20 protein-coding genes are annotated in these 18,659 nt (G+C 68.5%); 6 read left to right on the top strand and 14 right to left on the bottom strand.

What is annotated here, in order from left to right:
- Positions 1-14: 14 nt before the first annotated feature.
- Positions 15-1,007, bottom strand: a complete 993-nt coding sequence (locus tag ACFFDA_RS22405; RefSeq protein WP_404479489.1) for an adenosine kinase — start codon at positions 1,005-1,007, stop codon at positions 15-17.
- A 150-nt stretch (positions 1,008-1,157) separates the two neighbouring features.
- Here ACFFDA_RS22405 and ACFFDA_RS22410 point away from each other — a divergent pair, with 150 nt between their 5' ends.
- Positions 1,158-1,616: a hypothetical protein gene (locus ACFFDA_RS22410; RefSeq protein WP_404482839.1), complete on the top strand. Its 459-nt coding sequence runs from the start codon at positions 1,158-1,160 to the stop codon at positions 1,614-1,616.
- An 18-nt stretch (positions 1,617-1,634) separates the two neighbouring features.
- On the opposite strand, the gene ACFFDA_RS22415 is transcribed toward ACFFDA_RS22410, so the two are convergent.
- Positions 1,635-2,564 (bottom strand): cation diffusion facilitator family transporter, encoded by a 930-nt coding sequence (locus tag ACFFDA_RS22415; protein WP_404479490.1) that lies wholly within the window; start codon positions 2,562-2,564, stop codon positions 1,635-1,637.
- Complete coding sequence (gene pdxH, locus ACFFDA_RS22420) at positions 2,561-3,181, bottom strand: pyridoxamine 5'-phosphate oxidase (protein WP_404479491.1); 621 nt, start codon at positions 3,179-3,181, stop codon at positions 2,561-2,563. The genes ACFFDA_RS22415 and pdxH overlap by 4 nt, the downstream gene beginning before the upstream one ends.
- Before the next feature lie 182 nt (positions 3,182-3,363).
- Here pdxH and ACFFDA_RS22425 point away from each other — a divergent pair, with 182 nt between their 5' ends.
- From ACFFDA_RS22425 to fabI, 3 genes are read left to right on the top strand one after another with little or no spacing between them, the layout of a single operon-like run.
- Positions 3,364-4,314, top strand: coding sequence for a DnaJ C-terminal domain-containing protein (locus ACFFDA_RS22425; RefSeq protein WP_404479492.1), 951 nt, complete (start codon positions 3,364-3,366; stop codon positions 4,312-4,314).
- 10 nt (positions 4,315-4,324) lie between these two features.
- Positions 4,325-5,344 carry a YihY/virulence factor BrkB family protein gene (locus tag ACFFDA_RS22430; RefSeq protein ID WP_404479493.1) on the top strand — a complete coding sequence of 340 codons (1,020 nt, stop codon included), beginning with the start codon at positions 4,325-4,327 and terminating at the stop codon, positions 5,342-5,344.
- Positions 5,322-6,125 (top strand): enoyl-ACP reductase FabI, encoded by an 804-nt coding sequence (gene fabI / locus ACFFDA_RS22435; RefSeq protein WP_404479494.1) that lies wholly within the window; start codon positions 5,322-5,324, stop codon positions 6,123-6,125. Before ACFFDA_RS22430 ends, fabI begins: the two co-directional genes overlap by 23 nt.
- Positions 6,126-6,336: 211 nt before the next feature.
- On the opposite strand, the gene ACFFDA_RS22440 is transcribed toward fabI, so the two are convergent.
- The 11 genes from ACFFDA_RS22440 to ACFFDA_RS22490 all read right to left on the bottom strand — a co-directional run bounded on the left by ACFFDA_RS22440 (position 6,337) and on the right by ACFFDA_RS22490 (position 16,696).
- Positions 6,337-7,194: a sulfite exporter TauE/SafE family protein gene (locus ACFFDA_RS22440; RefSeq protein WP_404479495.1), complete on the bottom strand. Its 858-nt coding sequence runs from the start codon at positions 7,192-7,194 to the stop codon at positions 6,337-6,339.
- A 361-nt stretch (positions 7,195-7,555) separates the two neighbouring features.
- Positions 7,556-8,137 (bottom strand): hypothetical protein, encoded by a 582-nt coding sequence (locus tag ACFFDA_RS22445; protein WP_404479496.1) that lies wholly within the window; start codon positions 8,135-8,137, stop codon positions 7,556-7,558.
- Positions 8,138-8,248: 111 nt separating this feature from the next.
- On the bottom strand, positions 8,249-8,770 hold the full coding sequence (locus ACFFDA_RS22450) for a demethoxyubiquinone hydroxylase family protein (RefSeq protein WP_404479497.1): 522 nt from the start codon (positions 8,768-8,770) through the stop codon (positions 8,249-8,251).
- Entirely contained in the window at positions 8,767-9,267 is a 501-nt protein-coding gene (locus ACFFDA_RS22455) for a disulfide bond formation protein B (RefSeq protein WP_404479498.1), read from the bottom strand. Before ACFFDA_RS22455 ends, ACFFDA_RS22450 begins: the two co-directional genes overlap by 4 nt.
- Before the next feature lie 21 nt (positions 9,268-9,288).
- A complete protein-coding gene (locus ACFFDA_RS22460; protein ID WP_404479499.1) occupies positions 9,289-10,656 on the bottom strand; it encodes a S41 family peptidase in 1,368 nt (455 codons plus the stop codon).
- Positions 10,657-10,967: 311 nt separating this feature from the next.
- The gene (locus ACFFDA_RS22465; RefSeq protein ID WP_404479500.1) at positions 10,968-12,203 is read right to left on the bottom strand and encodes a murein hydrolase activator EnvC family protein; all 1,236 of its coding nucleotides are present in this window, start codon (positions 12,201-12,203) and stop codon (positions 10,968-10,970) included.
- 72 nt (positions 12,204-12,275) lie between these two features.
- Positions 12,276-13,208: a hypothetical protein gene (locus tag ACFFDA_RS22470; protein WP_404479501.1), complete on the bottom strand. Its 933-nt coding sequence runs from the start codon at positions 13,206-13,208 to the stop codon at positions 12,276-12,278.
- Positions 13,209-13,366: 158 nt separating this feature from the next.
- Positions 13,367-13,792, bottom strand: a complete 426-nt coding sequence (locus tag ACFFDA_RS22475) for a 23S rRNA (pseudouridine(1915)-N(3))-methyltransferase RlmH (RefSeq protein WP_404479502.1) — start codon at positions 13,790-13,792, stop codon at positions 13,367-13,369.
- Between the two features lie 146 nt (positions 13,793-13,938).
- Positions 13,939-14,349: a ribosome silencing factor gene (gene rsfS, locus ACFFDA_RS22480; RefSeq protein ID WP_404479503.1), complete on the bottom strand. Its 411-nt coding sequence runs from the start codon at positions 14,347-14,349 to the stop codon at positions 13,939-13,941.
- 114 nt (positions 14,350-14,463) lie between these two features.
- Positions 14,464-15,153, bottom strand: coding sequence for a nicotinate-nucleotide adenylyltransferase (locus tag ACFFDA_RS22485; RefSeq protein WP_404479504.1), 690 nt, complete (start codon positions 15,151-15,153; stop codon positions 14,464-14,466).
- A gap of 241 nt (positions 15,154-15,394) precedes the next feature.
- Positions 15,395-16,696: a glutamate-5-semialdehyde dehydrogenase gene (locus tag ACFFDA_RS22490; protein ID WP_404479505.1), complete on the bottom strand. Its 1,302-nt coding sequence runs from the start codon at positions 16,694-16,696 to the stop codon at positions 15,395-15,397.
- A 460-nt stretch (positions 16,697-17,156) separates the two neighbouring features.
- Between ACFFDA_RS22490 and ACFFDA_RS22495 the strand changes: the two genes are divergently transcribed.
- Positions 17,157-18,206 (top strand): M23 family metallopeptidase, encoded by a 1,050-nt coding sequence (locus ACFFDA_RS22495; protein ID WP_404479506.1) that lies wholly within the window; start codon positions 17,157-17,159, stop codon positions 18,204-18,206.
- A 22-nt stretch (positions 18,207-18,228) separates the two neighbouring features.
- Positions 18,229-18,654 carry a polymer-forming cytoskeletal protein gene (locus ACFFDA_RS22500; RefSeq protein WP_404479507.1) on the top strand — a complete coding sequence of 142 codons (426 nt, stop codon included), beginning with the start codon at positions 18,229-18,231 and terminating at the stop codon, positions 18,652-18,654.
- Positions 18,655-18,659 lie beyond the last annotated feature (5 nt).

The raw sequence follows: 18,659 nt of genomic DNA on the forward strand, positions 1-18,659 counted from the left end.
CGGGGTCCTTTCGATCACATGCGTTGATTGACGAAGTCCGCGAGGTCGCATTCGGGCCGGGCGCCGTAGTGCGAGATGATCTCGCTGGCACAGATCGAGCCCATCTTGAGGCTATCGGCAAGGCTCTTGCCACGAACGTGGCCATAGAGGAAGCCGGCGGCGAACAGGTCGCCCGCGCCGGTGGTGTCGACGACCTTGTCGATCGGCTGGGCGGCCACTTCGGCCCGCTCGCCGCCAGCCAGCGCCACGGCGCCCTGGGCACCCTTGGTGACGACCAGCACCGGGACATTGGCGCTCAGCGCCGCAAGGCCTTCCTCGAACCCGGCCAGGCCGGTCAGCGAGGCCATCTCGTGCTCGTTGCAGAACAGCAGGTCGATCGCGCCGTCCTCGATCAGCGAGAGGAAATCGAGGCGGTGCATGTCGATGATGAAGGATTCCGAAGGCGTGAAGGCGATCTTGCGACCGGCGGCGCGCGCCGCCGCGATCGCCTTGCGCATCGCCGCGCGCGGCTCGACCGGGTCCCACAGGTAGCCTTCGAGGTAGAGCACCGCGGCATCGGCGATCACCGCCTCGTCCACCATCTCGTCAGACAGCAGGTGCGAGGCGCCGAGGAACGTGTTCATCGTGCGCTGGCCGTCGGGGGTCACGAAGATCAGGCAGCGTGCGGTCGGCGTCTCGCCAACGCGGGGGGGAATCGAAAATGCGATGCCGGCGGCCTGGATGTCGTGGGTGAAGACTTCGCCCAACTGGTCGGCCGCGACCTGGCCGACGAAGCCGCATTTCGCGCCCAGCGCGGCGAGGCCGGCCAGCGTGTTGGCGGCGGAACCGCCCGAAACCTCGCGGGCCGGGCCCATCGCGGCGTAGAGGGTGCGCGCCTGGTCGGCGTCGATCAGCTGCATGCCGCCGTGGGTCAGACCGAGTTCGTCGATCAGGGCGTCGGGGCAGTTGGCGATGACGTCGATGATGGCATTGCCGATGGCGATGACGTCCAGCTTGGGTTGCGTCATGTGGGGAGGGAGTCCTTCAGTAACCGGAAGATAAGGCGTTGCCTCGCGAGTAGCGCGCGCCCTGCCGCTCGGCAAGCGCCGCCCGGACGATGGGGCGTTGACTCGCTCCCGGCGCCGCGCAATGCCCCGCTCACGATGACCAAGCCGATCATGACGCCCCCTTCCCTTCCCCCGTTCCAGGCCCGTTTGCCGGCCTGGCGCAGTACTCTGGCCGCCGCTTCGCTGGCCCTGGCCCTCGCCGCCTGCACCAGCGGGGGGGTCTCGAGCACGCCGCAGCCTCCCAAGCGCACGTCCGCAGTGCCTCCGGTCCGCCAGCCCACCCGCACCGCGCCGCGCGATGCGGCTGTGCAGATGGCGCCGGGCCTCGAGAGCGTGATCGGCGCCAACCAGGGCCAACTCGTGCACCTGTTCGGCCAGCCTCGCCTCGACGTGTGGGAAGGCGATGCCCGCAAGCTGCAGTTCACCGGGACCGCCTGCGTGCTCGACGTGTTCCTCTATCCCAGCACGTCCTCGAAGGAGCCCCACGCGAGCTATGTCGAGGCGCGCCGTTCGTCAGACGGGCAGGACGTAGACCGCGCCGCCTGCGTGGCGGCACTGCGGGGGAAGTAGCAGCGGGGCGGCCTTGCCTCAGTCCCCCACCCGGATCGGCGGCAGCACGTCCTTGCCGGCATCGCCCTTCTCGTCGACGAGGCCTTCCGGATCGGGGTGGATCAGGATCTCGGTGTCGGGGAACTCGACGCGCAGGCGCGCTTCCAGGTCGTCCATCACCTTGTGCGCATCCCTCACGGTCATGTTCGCGTCGACCCAGACGTGGAACTGCACGAAGTCGCGGTTGCCCGACGTACGCGTGCGCAAGTCATGGGCGCCGGTGATGTCGGGGTTGCGCGCCAGCACCTCGAGGAAGCGCTGCTTCTTCTCGGCCGGCCATTCGTGGTCCATCAACTGGTCGAGCACCTGCTCGGACGCGCTCCACGCACCCCAGCCGAGCCAGGCAGCGATGACGAGCCCGAACAGCGAATCCGCTCCGGTCAGCCCGGCGTACTGGTCGAGCGCCAGCGCCGCGATCACCGCGACGTTGAGCAGCAGGTCCGACTGGTAATGGACGCTGTCGGTCGCGATCGCCAGGCTGCCGGTGCGGCGCACGACGTGGCGCTGCCATGCGATCAGCGCGAAGGTCACGAGGATCGCCGCCAGCGATACGCCGATGCCCTCGCCCGCCGCCTCGACCCGGTTGCCTGCGAAGAACTGTCCGACGGCGCGGCTGGCGATGCCCAGCGCCGAGATCGAGATCAGCACGATCTGGAACAGCGCGGCGATGGCCTCCGCCTTGCCATGGCCGAATCGGTGCTTGTCGTCCGCCGGCTGCGCCGCGATCCATACCCCCACCAGCGTCGCGATACTGGCGACGAGATCGAGCACGGTATCGGCAAGGCTTCCCAGCATCGCCGTCGAGCCGGTTGTCCACGCTGCGTAGCCCTTTATCGCCAGCAGCAGGCTCGCCGCCGCGATGCTGGCGTAGGCGGCCCGGCGATTGAGCTGACCGTTCGCCTCGCTCACGGGTAGAGCAGCGTACTGGCCCAGCCGTTCGCGCCATGTTCGAAGCGGCGGCGCTCGTGGAGGCGGTAGGGGCGGTCGTGCCAAAACTCGATGGCGAGCGGCCGGACCCGCCAGCCGCCCCAGTGCGCCGGACGCTCGACCTCACCGCCTTCGAAGCGCGCGCGCGCCTCCTCGTAGCGGGCGAGGAAGGTTTCGCGCGAATCGAGTGGGGCGGACTGGTCCGACGCCACCGCGCCGAGCTGCGAATCGCGGGCGCGCGAATGGAAATAGGCCTCGGCTTCCGCCTCGCTCACCGGCGAGAGGGTGCCTTCGATGCGGATCTGGCGGCGCAGGCTCTTCCAGTGGAACAGCAGCGAGACCTGCGGGTTGGCTGCGATTTCCCGCCCCTTGCGGCTGTGCCCGTTGGTGTAGAACACGAAGCCGTCCGGCCCGTGGCCCTTGAGCAGCACCATGCGCACCGAGGGCAGGCCGTCCGGAGTCGCGGTGGCGAGCGCCATGGCGTTCGAATCGTTGGGCTCGGCGGCGCGGGCCTCGTCGTACCAGCGGTTGAACAGCGCGAAGGGATCGCCGTGGGGGATGACTTCGCGCGCCTGCTCGGCATCGGGGTGGGTCGACACTGGGATATGGTCCTGCTCTTGGCGTTTCAGGTTCCGGTCAAACAGCAATCTCGGGTTCGTGTCGAGCAGAGTCGAAGAACACCACTCCTCTCCTTCGCTGCAGAAGATGGGGTGGATAGGAACGCCCTACCCCATCGTAATGCTTGTCCAAAGCCGGAACGCAACCTAGCTAGGCAGGCATCATGGCAGCAGACCCCTATACCACCCTCGGCGTATCGCGCGGCGCGAGCGAGAAGGATATCAAGTCCGCCTATCGCAAGCTGGCGAAGGAATTCCATCCCGACGCCAACAAGGACAACCCCAAGGCGTCCGAGCGCTTCAACGAAGTGACGCACGCCTACGACCTCCTCTCCGACAAGGCCAAGCGCGCCCAGTTCGACCGCGGCGAGATCGACGCCGACGGCAATCCGGCGGGCCCCTTCGGCGGTGGCGGCGGGTTCGGAGGTGCCGGCTTCGGCGGTGGGCACGGTGGCCAGCGCGGCTTCGGCGGCGGTTTCGGCAACGACGAGGGCATCGACCTCGAGGACATCTTCGGCGGCATCTTCGGCGGCGGCGCGCGTGGCGGTGCTGGCGGAATGGGAGGCCGTGGCCGTGCCGCCCCGCGCGGCGCCAACGTGAACTACCGCCTCGCCGTCCCGCTCCTCGATGCGGCGGAACTGAAGCCCCAGCGCATCACCCTGTCGGACGGCAAGACGATCGACCTCAAGCTCCCCGCCGGGCTCGAGGACGGAACCCAGATGCGCCTGTCCGGCAAGGGCGAATCCGGCCCCGGCGGCGCGGGCGATGCCATCGTCACGCTCCAGATCCAGGCGCATCCCTTCTTCAAGCAGGACGGCGACGATCTGCGCCTCGATCTGCCGATCACGCTCGACGAGGCGCTGCGCGGGGCCAAGGTCAAGGCGCCCACCGCTTCGGGCGCGGTCATGCTCTCGGTCCCGGCCGGCGCCAGCTCGGGCAAGGTGCTGCGCCTCAAGGGGCGCGGCATGACGCGCAAGGATGCCAGCCGCGGCGACCAGTACATCATCCTGCAGATCGTCCTTCCCGAAGCCGACAGCGAGAGCGGCGCCGACCTCGCCCACCGGCTCGAAGGCTGGAGCGACGGCCGCGACGTGCGCGGCAAGCTTGGGGGCTGACACTCCGGACATGCCCGCCGACCCGGCGGACAGGACGGGCGGCCGGCCCCGCCCGGAGGCCCTGCGCCACAAGATCAAGCGCGACATCAGGAAGCGGGCGGGCCCGGGCACCCGCTTCTTCCGCATCCTCATGCGCGTCGTCCATGGCACGTACGACGACGGCTTCATCCATGCCGGCAACCTTGCCTACATGACCCTGCTGGCGCTGTTCCCCTTCTTCATCGCCCTTGCCGCGATCTTCTCGGCGTTGGGCGAGCAGGACCGACTCGGCGCTTCGATCGACGCGGTGCTGAGCGCGATCCCGCCACGCGTCGCCGAAGTGCTCGGTCCGGTGGCCCACGACGTCGCCGCGGCGCGGCACGGGCACTTGCTGTGGATCGGCGGCTTGTTCGGCCTGTGGACCGCCACCAGCCTCGTCGAGACGATCCGCGACATCCTCCACCGTGCCTACAACACCACCAAGCGCCCGCGCTTCTGGCGCTCGCGCCTGATTTCCACCGGGCTGATCTTCGGATCGGTGCTGCTGCTGCTGATCTCGCTGTCCTCGCAGGTCCTGATCTCGGCGAGCGAGGCGATCATCTCGGCCCTGTTCCCCCGCCTCGACGACCTCTCCGAACAGATCGCGATCTCCGGCGCGATCAGCGCGGGCGCGCTGTTCGGCTCGATCTACCTGCTGTTCTACCTGCTCACACCCTCCGCCTACCAGAAGCGCAAATGCCCGAAATGGCCCGGCGCCGCGCTCGTCACCGGGTGGTGGCTACTCGTCGCGTTCGCGCTGCCGAAGGTGCTCCAGACGTTCTTCATGTACGATCTTACGTACGGAAGCCTCGCCGGGGTGATGATCGCGCTTTTCTTTTTCTGGCTTGTGGGACTAGGGATGGTTGTAGGTGCCGAACTCAACGCGGCGCTCGCGGGGGCTCCCGAGATGCCAGACATGCCCGCAAGCCCCGCCACGGCCCGAGACAGAACCTCGCGGCCGAACGACAAGGACATACAGGAAGAAACGAATGACTGGTCTGATGCACGGTAAACGCGGCCTCATCATGGGCCTTGCAAATGACAAGTCGCTGGCCTGGGGAATCGCCAAGAAGCTGCACGAACAAGGCGCTGAACTCGCCTTTTCCTACCAGGGTGAAGCCTTGGCCAAGCGGGTGAGGCCGCTGGCCGAGAGCCTGGGCAGCGATTTCCTCATCGATTGCGACGTGTCGAACATGGAAGCCCTCGACACTGCCTTTGCGCAGATCGAGGAGCGCTGGGGCAGGATCGATTTTCTCGTCCACGCCATCGGCTTCTCCGACAAGAACGAGTTGCGCGGGAAATACGTCGACACCAGCCTCGACAATTTCCTCATGACCATGAACATCTCCGCCTACAGTCTCGTGGCAGTGACCAAGCGGGCGCTGCCGATGATGTCGGACGGTGGCTCGATCCTGACCCTCACCTACTACGGTGCGGAGAAGGTGGTCCCGCACTACAACGTCATGGGCGTGGCCAAGGCAGCGCTGGAGGCTTCGGTGAAGTATCTCGCCAACGACCTGGGGCCGCAGGGCATCCGCGTCAACGCGATCTCCGCCGGACCGATCAAGACGCTGGCGGCCAGCGGCATAGGCGACTTCCGCTACATCCTCAAGTGGAACGAGCTGAACTCGCCGTTGCGCCGCAACGTGACGATCGAGGACGTCGGCGGCGCGGGCCTGTACCTGCTGTCCGACCTCGCCTCGGGCGTCACGGGCGAGACCCATCACGTCGACTGCGGCTATCACGTCGTCGGCATGAAGCAGGAAGACGCCCCGGACATCGCGCTCGCCTGACGACCGCCGGAGCGCAGGACGACGAAGGGCCGGGGTCACTCCCGGCCCTTTCGTTTGTCGGCGCCCGTCTTCGTCGCAAGGCGCTAGACCCGGGCCGTCGGGCAAGACCGCGCCCATCTTGCGTCAGAACGCCACGTCGCAGTGGCCCATCGCGAACTACCGCCTCAAGAGTCCCCCACGATCCCGGATCCGGTCCGGGACGAGGTGGTCCTCAACGCGGCGCTTCACCTGCTTTGGCTGGCGAGATCGCCTCGATCTTCACCTTTTCGGGCGTATAGGCCTTCACGAAGAGCTGCCACGACGAAAGCGCCAGCACGCCCGCCAGCAGGGGCTGCAGGACCTTGTCCGGCGCATTGGTGGACAAGTAGCTGCCAACCACCACGCCCGGGATGGAGCCGATCAGCAGGTTCGTCAGCAGCCGCCCGTCGACATCGCCCATGATCCAGTGGCCGGTACCCGCGATCAGGGCCAGCGGCACTGCGTGGGCGATGTCCGACCCTACGATCCGCGCCATCTGCAGGCGGGGATAGAGCATTAGCAGCACGGTCACCCCGATCGCCCCTGCCCCCACGGAGGAGACCGATACGGCCACGCCGATCAGCGCACCGAGCGCCACGGTGCCGCCCATGACCCGGCCGCGCGACCGGATGGCTTCGAAGTCCTGGGCATGGCGGAACAGCCACTTGCGCCCGATCACCGCGAACGAGGTCAGCGCCAGGAGGCAGGCCAGCGAGACCAGGATGACGTGCTCGGTCGACTTGCCGACCTTGCCGATGCTCGCCAGCACCGCCAGCGTCACGAGGGCGGCCGGGATGCTGCCCATGGCCAGGCGCCTGACGATCGTCCACTCGACCGTCTCGCGCGAGCCGTGCACGGCCGATCCGGCGATCTTGGTAATGGCGGCGAAAAGCAGGTCGGTGCCCACCGCGGTCTTGGCGCTGATCCCGAACAGCAGCACCAGCAGCGGCGTCATCAGCGAGCCGCCGCCGACGCCGGTGAGCCCCACCAGAGTACCGACCAGCAGCCCGGCCACGGCATGGAAGATGTCAATCGAACCCGCAACGACCATCGCGCGTACCCGTTCCCTTCAGTTGGCGACCCTCATGCGGGGGAGAACGCCGCCTTTTCGGCGCGAATGCCCCCACACGGCGCTTCTCTGTGCGGATTTGTGGGCGCAAGACAAGCGCGTTCGGGTTTCAAGCCACGAAGCCCGGCTTGGACCGCGGCGTCGGCACGAAGGTTCGCAGGACGTGGCGCGCCGTTGGCCGCCCTGGATTGCTTCGCTCCGCTTGCGATGACGATGGGCGAGCACGGTGGGAGAAGCGGGAGCACGGTCGCCCTCCCCCGTTCCGTCGTCATTGCGAGGCCCGAGGGGCCGCGGCATCCAGAGCGGACGCGACATGCGCGGTCCGGCGTGCGCGGCCAGCGCGTTACTTGGGCATCGGGGGCGTGGTCGTAGTGTCGCTGGCGGCGTCGCTTTCGGCTTCCTGGCGCTTGCGCTGTTCGAAGTAGGCCTTTTCGGCTTCCTCGACGCGGGCCTGCTGGGCGGCGGCGTCCTGGTCGATGCTGGACAGACGCTTCTCGCGTTCGGCCGCGATGAGTTCGCCGAAGCGAACGTCGGAGCCGTTCTTCTTTTCCGCGTAGGCGCGGTCGATCAGCCGCTGGGTGCAGCCCAGCGAGCCGCCGGCGCCCACCGGCGAGCAACTGAGGTTGCCGAAGGCGCCGACCGTCTCGTAGGCTTCGACCTTGTTGGTCCAGGCGTCGGCCTTGGGGGAATCAATGCCCCGCAGTGGCTCGGGAATGCGATAGCGCTCGGCTTCCGGCTTGCGGGCGCAGACAGTGATCTCCGTCGATCCCGAAGGGGGGCACGGGTCCTCGCCGTAAATGATGAGCTGGTTGACCTTTTCGTCCCCGCCACCGAGCCCGGCATCCTCCTGCGCAAAGGCAGGGGAGGCCGTCAGCGTCAGGGCGGCAAGGGCGCCAAGTGCGGCAGTGGTCAGGAGGCGGGTCATCGCGAAGGCTCCAGTCAGTCGGTAGCGGCGGGCATGTGCCCCGTATAGGTGCGTCGCGGCTTGAACGATAGCTTAAGCGGCGGCGCTTTTACCGAACAAACCCCCGAGGGGTCAGATCCGTTCCGAAAGCTTGATCGCCACGCGGCAGCCCATGCGGATCGCGTGGAACAGCAGCGGATAGGCCGGGGCCTTTTCCGCGCCCGCCGCCAGCGCGGCGTCGCGGTGCTCGCGCTCGTCGTCGCGGAATTCGCGGATGACTTCGCCCAGTTCCGGATCGTCCCCGGCAAGTTCCTCGATCTGCTCGCTGTAGTGGCGTTCGATCTCGGTCTCGATCGCGGCGGTGCAGGCCATCGCCGCCTCCGGGCCCATCAGCGCGGTCGCGGCGCCCAGCGCATAGCCTGCCACCGACCACACCGGCTGCAGCAGGGTGGGCCGCACGCCGCGCTGCGCGATCATCGCGTCGAATCGGGCCTGGTGCTCCGCTTCCTGCGCGGCCATGCCGGCGACTTCGGTGGAGAGCGGCGCCCGCGTACCCATGACCGCGAGCTGGCCGGCGTAGATCCGCGTCGCGCCGTATTCGCCGGCCTGGTCGACGCGCAGCATCCGTTCGCTGCGCCTGGAGACTGCGTTCATCGCTTGGCCTTTCCGCCGGAGTTGCCGCTGCTGGCGATCAGGCCGAACACGGCCAGCGCCCCTGCTGTCGAGATCAGGAAGTTCCAGCCCGCCAGCGAAACCCCGAACAGGTCCCAGGGCGCCACGTCGCAGCGGATCACCGGGGCGTTCATGATCGCGTCAAGCGGGTCGCCGCCGGCGGCCAGCGGACTGGCGGTGCAGGCGGTGAGGCCCTCCCACCAGCCGTATTCGACCCCCGCATGGAACCCGCCGATCAGTCCGGAAATCAACACCGCCAGCGCCGCGACCGCGACGAGCGGGCGCACCGGCCGCCAGAGGAACGACAGGCCCGCCAGTACGATCGCGGCCATGTGCGGATAGCGCTGCCACCAGCACATCTCGCAAGGCACCAGTCCGAAGACGTACTGGCTCGCCAGCGCCCCGCCCAGCAGCGCGACGGGTATGCCGAATGCGAGCCAGCGCGCGGCGCGCAGGCGGGCGACGACGGGAACGGCCATGGGAACTGCTCCTGCCGGCCGTCAGCGCTTGGTCGCTGCGGCAAGCGCGGGCTTGCCGGCCGTGCGCTTCAGCGTCGAGATCGCGTAGTCTAGCTGGAAGTCCTTGATCCCCTGCTTCTCCAGTTCGGCGGCGGTCACCTTGAAGCGCGGGTCGTCCATCTTGTCGGTCTCGAGGTCCTTGTCCTTGAGCGAGGCCTCGTTGATGAGGTGGCCGCGCAAGTCGGACTCGCGCACCGCACGCTCGGCCCGGGCACGGGCATCGGGGTCGGACAGCTGCGGCACCTTGATGTCGGGCACGATTCCGCCCTCCTGCACCGAGTGCCCCGAAGGCGTGAAGTAGCGCGCCGTGGTGAGCTTGACCGCGCTCTTGGCGTCCAGCGGCAGGAACGACTGCACCGAGCCCTTGCCGAAGGTGCGCTCGCCCATGATGACCGCGCGATGCTGGTCCTGCAGCGCGCCGGCGACGATTTCGGAAGCCGAGGCCGAGCCGGCATCGACCAGCACGATCACCGGCAGGCCCTTGGCGGCATCGCCCTTGAACATCGATTCGGCGCGGTAGAACTGGTTTTCGGCGGCATTGCGGCCGCGCTGCGAGACGATGTCGCCCTTGTCCAGGAACAGGTCGGACAGGGCCACTGCCTCGTCCAGCGAACCGCCCGGGTTGGAGCGCAGGTCGAGCACCAGGCCCGCCAGCTTGCCACCCTTGAGCGCCGCCTGCTTCTTGAGTTCGGCCAGCGCGCTGTTCACGTCGTTGCCGACATCGCGCGAGAACTCGTTCACCGAGATCACGCCGACGTTGTCCTTCAGTTCCGAGGTCACCGGCTCGAGTTCGATCACACCGCGAGTCACGGTGACGTCGAACGGCGCATCGCGGCCCTGGCGGAAGATCGTCAGGCGGATCGAAGTCCCGGCGGCGCCGCGCATCTTGGACACGGCTTCGTCGAGATCACGCTCGTAGTACAGCACGCCGTCGAGGTGAGTTATGTAGTCGCCCGCCTTGAGCCCCGCCTTCTCGGCCGGGCTGCCCTTGAACGGCGAGATGATCTTCACCGCGCCCTCGTCCTCGATCACCGAGAGTCCGAGGCCCGTGTACTTGCCGTCGATCATCGTCTCCAGTCGCTGCAGCGAGGGCCCGTCGAGGTAGTTCGAGTGCGGGTCGAGGCTTGCCAGCATGCCGTCGATCGCGCCCTTGAGCAGCTTGTCGTCGTCGACCGGGTCCACGTAGTTCTCTTTGACGATCTCGTAGATGGTGAAAAGCTTCTGGAATTCGGCGCTGGCACGGGTGTCGACCGCGGCAAGGCCCGATGTCGCGACCGGCAGGACCGCGACGGCGGAAACCAGCAGCGCAGCCCTGAAGAAGGCAGCGGGGCGGAACGGGGCGATCTTCATCGGGCGCAAAAGCCTCTTTCATCGTCATCCGGCACAAAGGGCCGGGCGGGGGTTCGTGTCATCCTATCGTCCGATCGCGCTGAACGCCAGCGGAACGCAGGCCCGATCGGTCCATAAGGGCTCCATCTTCGCGAAGTTCCCGGAGATAAGGTGTCGGGCCGCGCGGAGGCGCAGAGGCGCAGAGATGTCGCGCGCCCCGCAGGCCATTGCTATGAACCACGGTCCGCGCAACGCGCAGCCTCGAGATTAAGGGCGGCTTCGTCGCACGCGCTCCTTCCCTGCGCCTGCGCGTCTCGGGGTGAACCCGCTCCCTAAAGCGAGCGGATGTACTGCAGCGGATTGACCGGCGTACCGTCGCGGCGCAGCTCGACCATGATGCGGGGACTGCGCGGGCCGGCCGCGCCGATCGGCGAGCCCGCCACGACCGTCTGCCCCACCGCCACGTCCACCCGCGCGAGACCGGTGACCAGCGAGGTCCAGCCGCCGGCGTGCTCGATGATGACGATCCCCTCGTAGCCGCGGTAGGGGCCGGCGAAGGCGACGCGGCCCGGTGCCGGGGCGACCGCCTGGGCCTGTCCGCGCGGTGCCAGCACCAGCCCGCCCGAGCGCGCCTGGCCCGGCGCATCCTCACCGAAGCCGGTGACGAGACGGCCGGTAACCGGCAGCATGTAGCTGGAAAGTCCCGTCGGCAGCGGCACGAACTGGGAGGCATCGACCACGCGCGAGTCCTCGGGCCGCGACGGGCGCATGATCGGTCCCGGCAGTGCGGCAAGCTGCTCGCGCAAGGCCCCTTGGCGCCCTACTTCCGCGACCAGGTCGCCCAGGTCGCGCGCCTTTTCCGCCAGTGCCAGCGCCCGGTCGCTCTCGCGCGCGGCAATCCCCACCGCCTCGCGCCCGGCAAGGCGCTGGCGCGATTCGAGCACGGCGAGCTGGCGCCGCCGCTCGCGCATCTGTCCCTGCGCCCCGGCAAGCCCGGCGGCGGCGGCCCGCGCCTGCCCTTCCAGCATGCGCCCGCGCTCGATCGCTCCGCGCAGGGCGGCGGTGCGCTTCTCCACTTCGGGCAGCATCGTATCGAGCATCGCGCGCATGTAGACGGCATCCCGCACCGAACCCGGCCGCAGCAGCGCCAGCAACGGCGGCCGTCGCGAGAGGCGCTGGAGCGAGCCGGTGAGCCTTGCCAGCGGTCCCTGCCGCTCCGCCAGCTCCGCCCGCAGGTCGGCTCGCTGCGAGGCGATCAGCCGCATCCGCGCGCGCTGGGCGGCGATGGCGGCCTCGGTCTCCTGAATGCGCGCGGCGACGGCGGCAGCCTCGCGCGCCGTGCGATCGGCCTCCTCGGTAACCTGCCGCGCGCGCGCCTCCAGCTTTTCAGCCCGCACCCTGGCCGCCGCGCCCTCGCGCCGCGCCGCAAGCATGTCCTGCTGCGCCCGCCGCGCGTCCACCGCGGGATCGAGCACGGAGAGCGCACCCGCCTGCGTCATCGCCTGGGTAGCGAAGGTAGCGGCGCCGATGGCGGCAAGGATCAGGAGGGAACTGGCAACAGGCTTCACGCCGGATTAACTAGGGGAGAGCGACTGGGGCGGGAAGAGCGGAAATTGCCAGCAGGAGCCCCTGCCCGCCAGTCACCGCAAGGCGTCGACGGCCTTCGCCGAAAGCCGGCGGTACTCTTTGTCGGAATACCTGTGCGTGCCGACGAAGTGCATGAAGCGCGCATCGTCGTTGATCGCCTGCTTCCAGTAGTTCGCATAGCGCGCATAAGGCAGGATGCGGGTGCCGGTCTCGTTGGCCAGGAGGAAATTGGAGGCGACCTGCTCGCTGCCCCAGCGGTTCCACACGTCCTCGCCGACCAGCGCCGTGGCATGGCGCGAAAACACCGCCGCCGCTGCCCGGTCGCTCGCCCCGCCCCGTGCGAAGCCGGTGAACCCCGAACAGCCGCGCACGTAGCGATGGTCCGCCGCATCGGGATAGGAGCCGTAGCGTGATTCGACGAGGGCCTGGATATGCGCCGGCGCGGCGACGGGTCCCTGCGGATAGCGATGGGCGACATAGTCGGGCAGCGCCTCGATGCCGTGCTCCTGCGCATCGGAGCCACCGAGCAGCAGGAAGCTTTCGTTCCGGGCGATCGCCTCGCGGATTTCGGGAACGTCGCCGACCGTTACCGTATCGGAATCGAGCTGGATCACGTAGTCCTGCACCCGCAGGTCGAGCAGCGTCAGTAAGCGCTCCCAGGTGCCGCCCCTGGGGCACTCGCCGGTGTCGACATCGGCGATGTGGAGCACCTGCGGCGTGCCACAGTGGTGGTCGAGGACGCGGCGGTCCGCGTCGGTCAGGCTGCCGTCGTCGAGGATAACCACCCGGCCCATGCCGAGCCGCGCATGGAGCGACTTCACCGCCACGAGATAGGGCAGCAGCACTTGCGTCCCGATCATCGAGAATATCACGACACCACCGCCCGGCCCGTCCCCCGCAACGATCGGCGGCGTGTCCAGCACCGCGCGCGCGGAGCGGTAATGCGCGGCCTTGCGGACCTTGCGAAGGACCCTGTCGATCAGCACGCGGCCACTCCCACAAGGTCGTTCAGGGCCTTGCCCAGGATTTCGATCGGCCTGCGGTGAATCATCTTGCTACCTCCACCGGCCCTTAGTGGCAGCGAAAGATTATCGGCGGGTTAGTCTGTGCCGCACAAATCCTCACCGGGAGCGGTGATAGGCCCTCACCCGGAGCGGTGATAGGGATGCCCGGCGAGGATCGCGGTCGCGCGCCAGAGCTGTTCGGCCAGCATCGCGCGGGCCATGAGGTGGGGCCAGGTCATGCGGCCGAAGCACAGGAGATGGTCGGCCCGGGTCCGCGCTTCGTCGCCGTGGCCGTCGGCGGCGCCGATCAGGAAGCGGCATTCGCGCACCCCCTCGTCCCGCCAGCGGCCGAGCAGCGCGGCGAATTCCTCCGAACTCATCGTCTTGCCGCGCTCGTCGAGCAGGACGTCGCGGCTCGGAGTCTGCACCGGCGGCGGGACCTTGCCGCCGACGTCGGGCAATTCGCTGTGCCGGAAAGGCCAGGCGATGCGCTTCGCATAGCGGTCGAGCAGGTCGGCCTCGGGCGAACGGGCGATCTTCCCGCGAGCGATGATGTGAAGCAGCATGGTCCCATTCGCGCGGAACGCTAGTCCCGGCGCGACATCCTTTCAAAAGGTCCGCGGCATTCGAAAGGGGCCCGGTCGTTCAGGTCGTCACATGCGACGACCGGGGCTCGGCCTCTCGTAACGCGGGCGCAGCGCGAGCGGAACGCTCAGGCCGCGCCGGACGGTCCGTCGAAGCCCCACATCCTCTCGAGGTTGTAGAAGCTGCGCACTTCCGGGCGGAAGAGGTGGATCACCACGCTGCCTGCGTCGACCAGCACCCAGTCGGCTGCCGGCAGACCCTCGATGCGCGGGCTGCCGAAGCCGCCCTGCTTGAGGCGTTCGCCAAGTTTCTGGGCCATGGCCGCGACCTGGCGGGTCGAACGGCCCGAGCCAATGACCATGAAATCGGCGATGCTGGATTTGCCGTCGAGATCGATGGTCACGAGGTCCTGCACCTGGTCGTCGTCCAGCGACTGGAGGACGAGAGCCAGAAGCGGATCGTCGTTCTGGACGGTAGCGCTCTGGGCCAGGGGGGGCGTGGCGCCGGTTGAGGCCGGCTGTATCTGTGCCTGTGGCATTTTAGTAGGTGTCTGCTCCTTTCAGGGATCGGCCGGGCACGGCGGAAGCCGCCGGGCCGCGATCGATCATTTGCTTGGTAAGCCGGGTGTGCAGGAAAAGGGGCCCAAGGCCTCTCACGCTGCAGTTCCGGGAATGGGCGTTCCAGGGATAGGGCGGTACGTGACTGCATCCCGCGAAAGTCCACCAACGGCCTTTCGTGCCCAGTCCGGATCGGCCTGGCGTATCGCCGTTGCCGACCGCGTATCGGGGTCGAATCGCAATGTCACTAGCGCAGGTGCGCTCCACCTTTCCGGACCGCGAAGACTGGTCAGAGGCCTCCGGTAGCGGCCCAGCCAGGCCATCGCGGGGCTCGCGAGGGCAGCACCATCATACCCCGGACGGGCGATGACCGCAATCGGCATGAGTCGAGCCAGAGTCCGCCAGTCTTTCCAGCGGTGCAACTGGGCCAGATTGTCGGCCCCCATGAGCCACACGAAGCGCCGTTTCGGGTAGCGGCGGAGCAGCGCCCTGAGGGTGTCGACGGTGTAGCGCGTGCCCAGTTCCCGCTCGATCGCGGTGGCCCTGATCCGTGCCCGGCGGGCCTGCCGCCGCGCCGATCCGACACGCGCGGAGAGCGGTGCCATGCCTTGCGCCGGCTTGAGCGGATTGCCCGGCGAGACCAGCCACCACGCCTCGTCGAGGCCGAGCGCGTCGATCGCGAACAGGGTGATTCGCCGGTGCCCGCCGTGGGCCGGGTTGAAGCTGCCGCCGAGCAAGCCCGTCACCGGGCCGGGGCGCGAGTGGGTGGGGAAGGTCGTTTTCACGCGCAGGCACGGAGGCACGGAAAAGAAGAAGCCAGTGTCCGGTCCTGCGGAGACGCAGAGACGCACAGGTGTCGCGCTTGCGGCGAATCCGCCTTCCCTTTCGAGCGTGCGGGTCGCGCGGGCGCAGGGTTGTAGCGATGGCCTGCGGCGCGAAACGGCATCTCCGCGCCTTTGCGTTCTTGCGCGACCAGCCCCTTTTCTTCTCGGCGCCTGCGCGCCTGCGCATGAAGCATCGAGGGAATCAGGGGCGCGCCTGCCCGGAACCACGCACCTGCCACTTGTAGGTGGTAAGCCCTTCCAGAGCGACCGGCCCGCGCGCATGGAGCCGCCCGGTGGCGATGCCGATCTCGGCGCCGAGGCCGAACTCGCCGCCGTCGGCGAACTGGCTCGAAGCGTTGACCATGACGATCGCGCTGTCGACCTCGTCGAGGAAGCGCTCCGCCACTTCGGCGTCCTCGGTCACGATCGCGTCGGTGTGGTGCGAAGAATGCGCGGCGATGTGCTCGATCGCCGGCTCCAGCCCGTCGACGACGGCGACCGAGAGCACGGCGTCGAGGTATTCGGTGTCCCAGTCCTCGTCGCTGGCGGGCAGGATGCGCGGATCGAGCGCCTGCGCCCGCGCGTCCCCGCGCAGTTCGCAGCCGGCGTCGAGCAGGCCGGCGACGACCGATTCGCTGTCCGGGAACTGGGTATCGAGCAGCAGCGTCTCCATCGCCCCGCAGATGCCGGTGCGGCGCATCTTGGCGTTGAGCGCGAGGGCCCGCGCCATGCCGGGTTCGGCGGCGGCATGGACGAACGTGTGGCAGATGCCGTCGAGGTGGGCGAGCACCGGCACCCGTGCATCGGCCTGGACCCGCGCGACGAGGCTCTTGCCCCCGCGCGGCACGATCATGTCGATGAGCCCGGCCGCGGTCAGCATCGCGCCGACGACGGCGCGGTCCTGGGTGGGCACGAGCTGGATCGCGGCGGCCGGGATGCCGACGCTCTCGAGGCCCGCCGCCAGCGCGGCGCGGATCGCGCGGTTGGAATGGAGCGCCTCGCTGCCGCCGCGCAGCATCACTGCGTTGCCCGAGCGCAGGCACAGTGCAGCGGCGTCGGCGGTGACGTTGGGGCGGCTTTCGTAGATGATGCCGATCAGGCCGATCGGAATGCGCACGCGAGAGAGCCTGAGGCCGTTGGGCCGCTCGCTCGATGCGATGACCTCGCCCACCGGATCGGGCAGGGCGGCGACCTGGTCGACCGCGTCGGCGATACCGGCAAGCCGTCCCTCGTCGAGGCGCAGGCGATCGAGCAGCGCGCCCGACAGGCCCTTGGCCTCGCCGGCGGCGATATCCTTGGCGTTGGCCGCGAGGATCTCCGCCCCCGCCGCGCGCAGGGCCGTCGCGGCGGCGCGCAGGGCCTCGGCCTTCTGGCCATCGCTCAGCCGGGCCAGCACGCGCTGCGCGGCGCGGCCGTCGCGGGCAAGCTGTTCGACCAGCGCTTCGGGCGAAAGCGCGCCGGAGTCGGTTGGGGATTCGGCGGTCAGGGAGGTCTGCAGGTTCATGGAGGACCGACTACCACCGGCACGCTGGGTTGTCACCGATCCGATCGAAGGGGCACGAGGCAGAAGAACGAAGGAAGTTTCACGCGAAGACGCAAGCGGAGGAGTGGCGGGCCGCAGGCCGTCCCTCGTGATGGACGCCGCGCCCAGGCAACGCCGAATGACAAAGGGGCTTCACATCTTCGCGTGAGACATCCTGTTCTTTCCGCCCCCTGCGATTGCGGCCCGAGACGGCAATAAAATGACAATCCCGGTTGTTTCCCTCAGTTCGTCGTGAGTCCATTTCGATTCGCCCGGATTCGACAAACGTTTGGGGTCAGTGGATTCGCCTTGGTAATCTCCCCCTGCTACTCGGCCGCCGGGACTGAGACACTAGATTTCCAGCGGGGTCGTTTTGTTATCCACTTCAGCCGGGGCGTTCCTCGATCGCCTCAGGACTGCGTTCCCTGATCGCGAGTTCATCATGCGATCGCAGGGCCAGGTCCGTTTCATCCGCATTTCATCGCGGAGCCAGAAGATCGCCGCCGGAATCGCGGTCGGCGTGCTGGGTGCCTGGTGCGCCTCGGTCGGCACGCTGGCGCTCTCGCAGGTCTCCACCGGCACCGCGCAAGCCGCCCTCGTCCAGCGCGAGGCTAGGGTTGCCCGTGAAGAAGGCCGCGTGCGGCAGTATCGCCACAACATCGACTCGGTCGCGTCCGATCTCGCCCGCCGCCAGAAGTTCATCGAGCAGATGGTCGACGCCCACATCGGCGACCTCCCAGAGGGCGAGCAGCCGGACCAGGCCCAGCCGACCGATGCTCAGGCGACCAAGATCAGCGCCGCCCTGCCCGAAGCGGGCGCCCTTGCCCGCATCGAAGCCGGGCAGATCGCCCTGGTCGATCGCCTGACCCGCTACGCCGACAGCCGTTCCCAGGCCGCCACCGACGCCATCCGCAAGCTCGGTCTCAATCCCGCCGCGATGGCCGCGGGCTCGCGCGGCGCCGAGGGTGGCCCACTGGTCAAGCTTGCCACCTCTGCCGACGGCAGCGTCGATCCCCGCTTCCGCCGCATGGGCCAGAGCCTGGCCCGCATGGACGCGCTGGAGAACGGCCTCGCCTCGATCCCGCAGGTGAGCCCGGCGCATGTCGCCTATGTCTCGTCCAGCTACGGCTACCGCTCGGACCCGTTCACGGGCGGCGCCGCGTTCCACGCCGGGCTCGATTTCCCCGGCCCGATGGGCTCGCCGATCTACGCCGCGGCCAAGGGCCGGGTCACCTTCGTCGGCCAGAAGTCCGGCTACGGCAATTGCGTAGAGGTTACGCACGGCAACGGGTTGATGACCCGCTACGGCCACCTTTCCGGCTTCCGCGCCCATGTCGGCGAGGAAGTCGACGCCGGTGCGCTGATCGCCGCCATGGGCAGTACCGGCCGCTCGACCGGCCCTCACCTGCACTTCGAAGTGCGCGTCAACGACCGCCCGGTCAATCCGCGCCCGTTCCTCGAAGCCGCCCGCAATGCCCAGAACAAGAACTAAGCAAGAGAAGGGATAAGCTGACATGGCCAAGGCCTTCATTAGCGCACGCACCACCCCCCACGGCACGTCGAGCTTCTCGATGCTCGGCGCCGATACCGCCATCACCGGCAACATCCAGGCCAGCGCCGACCTGCACGTCGACGGCAGCGTCGATGGCGACATCGCCTGCAATGCGCTCGTCCAGGGCGAAGGCAGCGAGATCACCGGCGCAGTGCGCGCCGAATCGGTGCGCATCGCCGGCCTCGTGCGTGGCTCGGTCGCCGCGCGCGAAGTGGTGATCCTCAAGACCGCGCGGATCGAGGGCGACGTCGCCTACGACGCACTGACGATCGAGCAGGGCGCCCGCCTGGAAGGCCGGCTGAGCCCCAACGGTGGCCAGATGCCCCCGGCGATCGCCCGCCTGCCCCACGCCGAACCCGAACTGATCCTCCCCGCCGCGGCGGAGTGATTTCG

The organism is Novosphingobium sp. BL-52-GroH (assembly GCF_044813085.1).
GTDB lineage: Bacteria > Pseudomonadota > Alphaproteobacteria > Sphingomonadales > Sphingomonadaceae > Novosphingobium.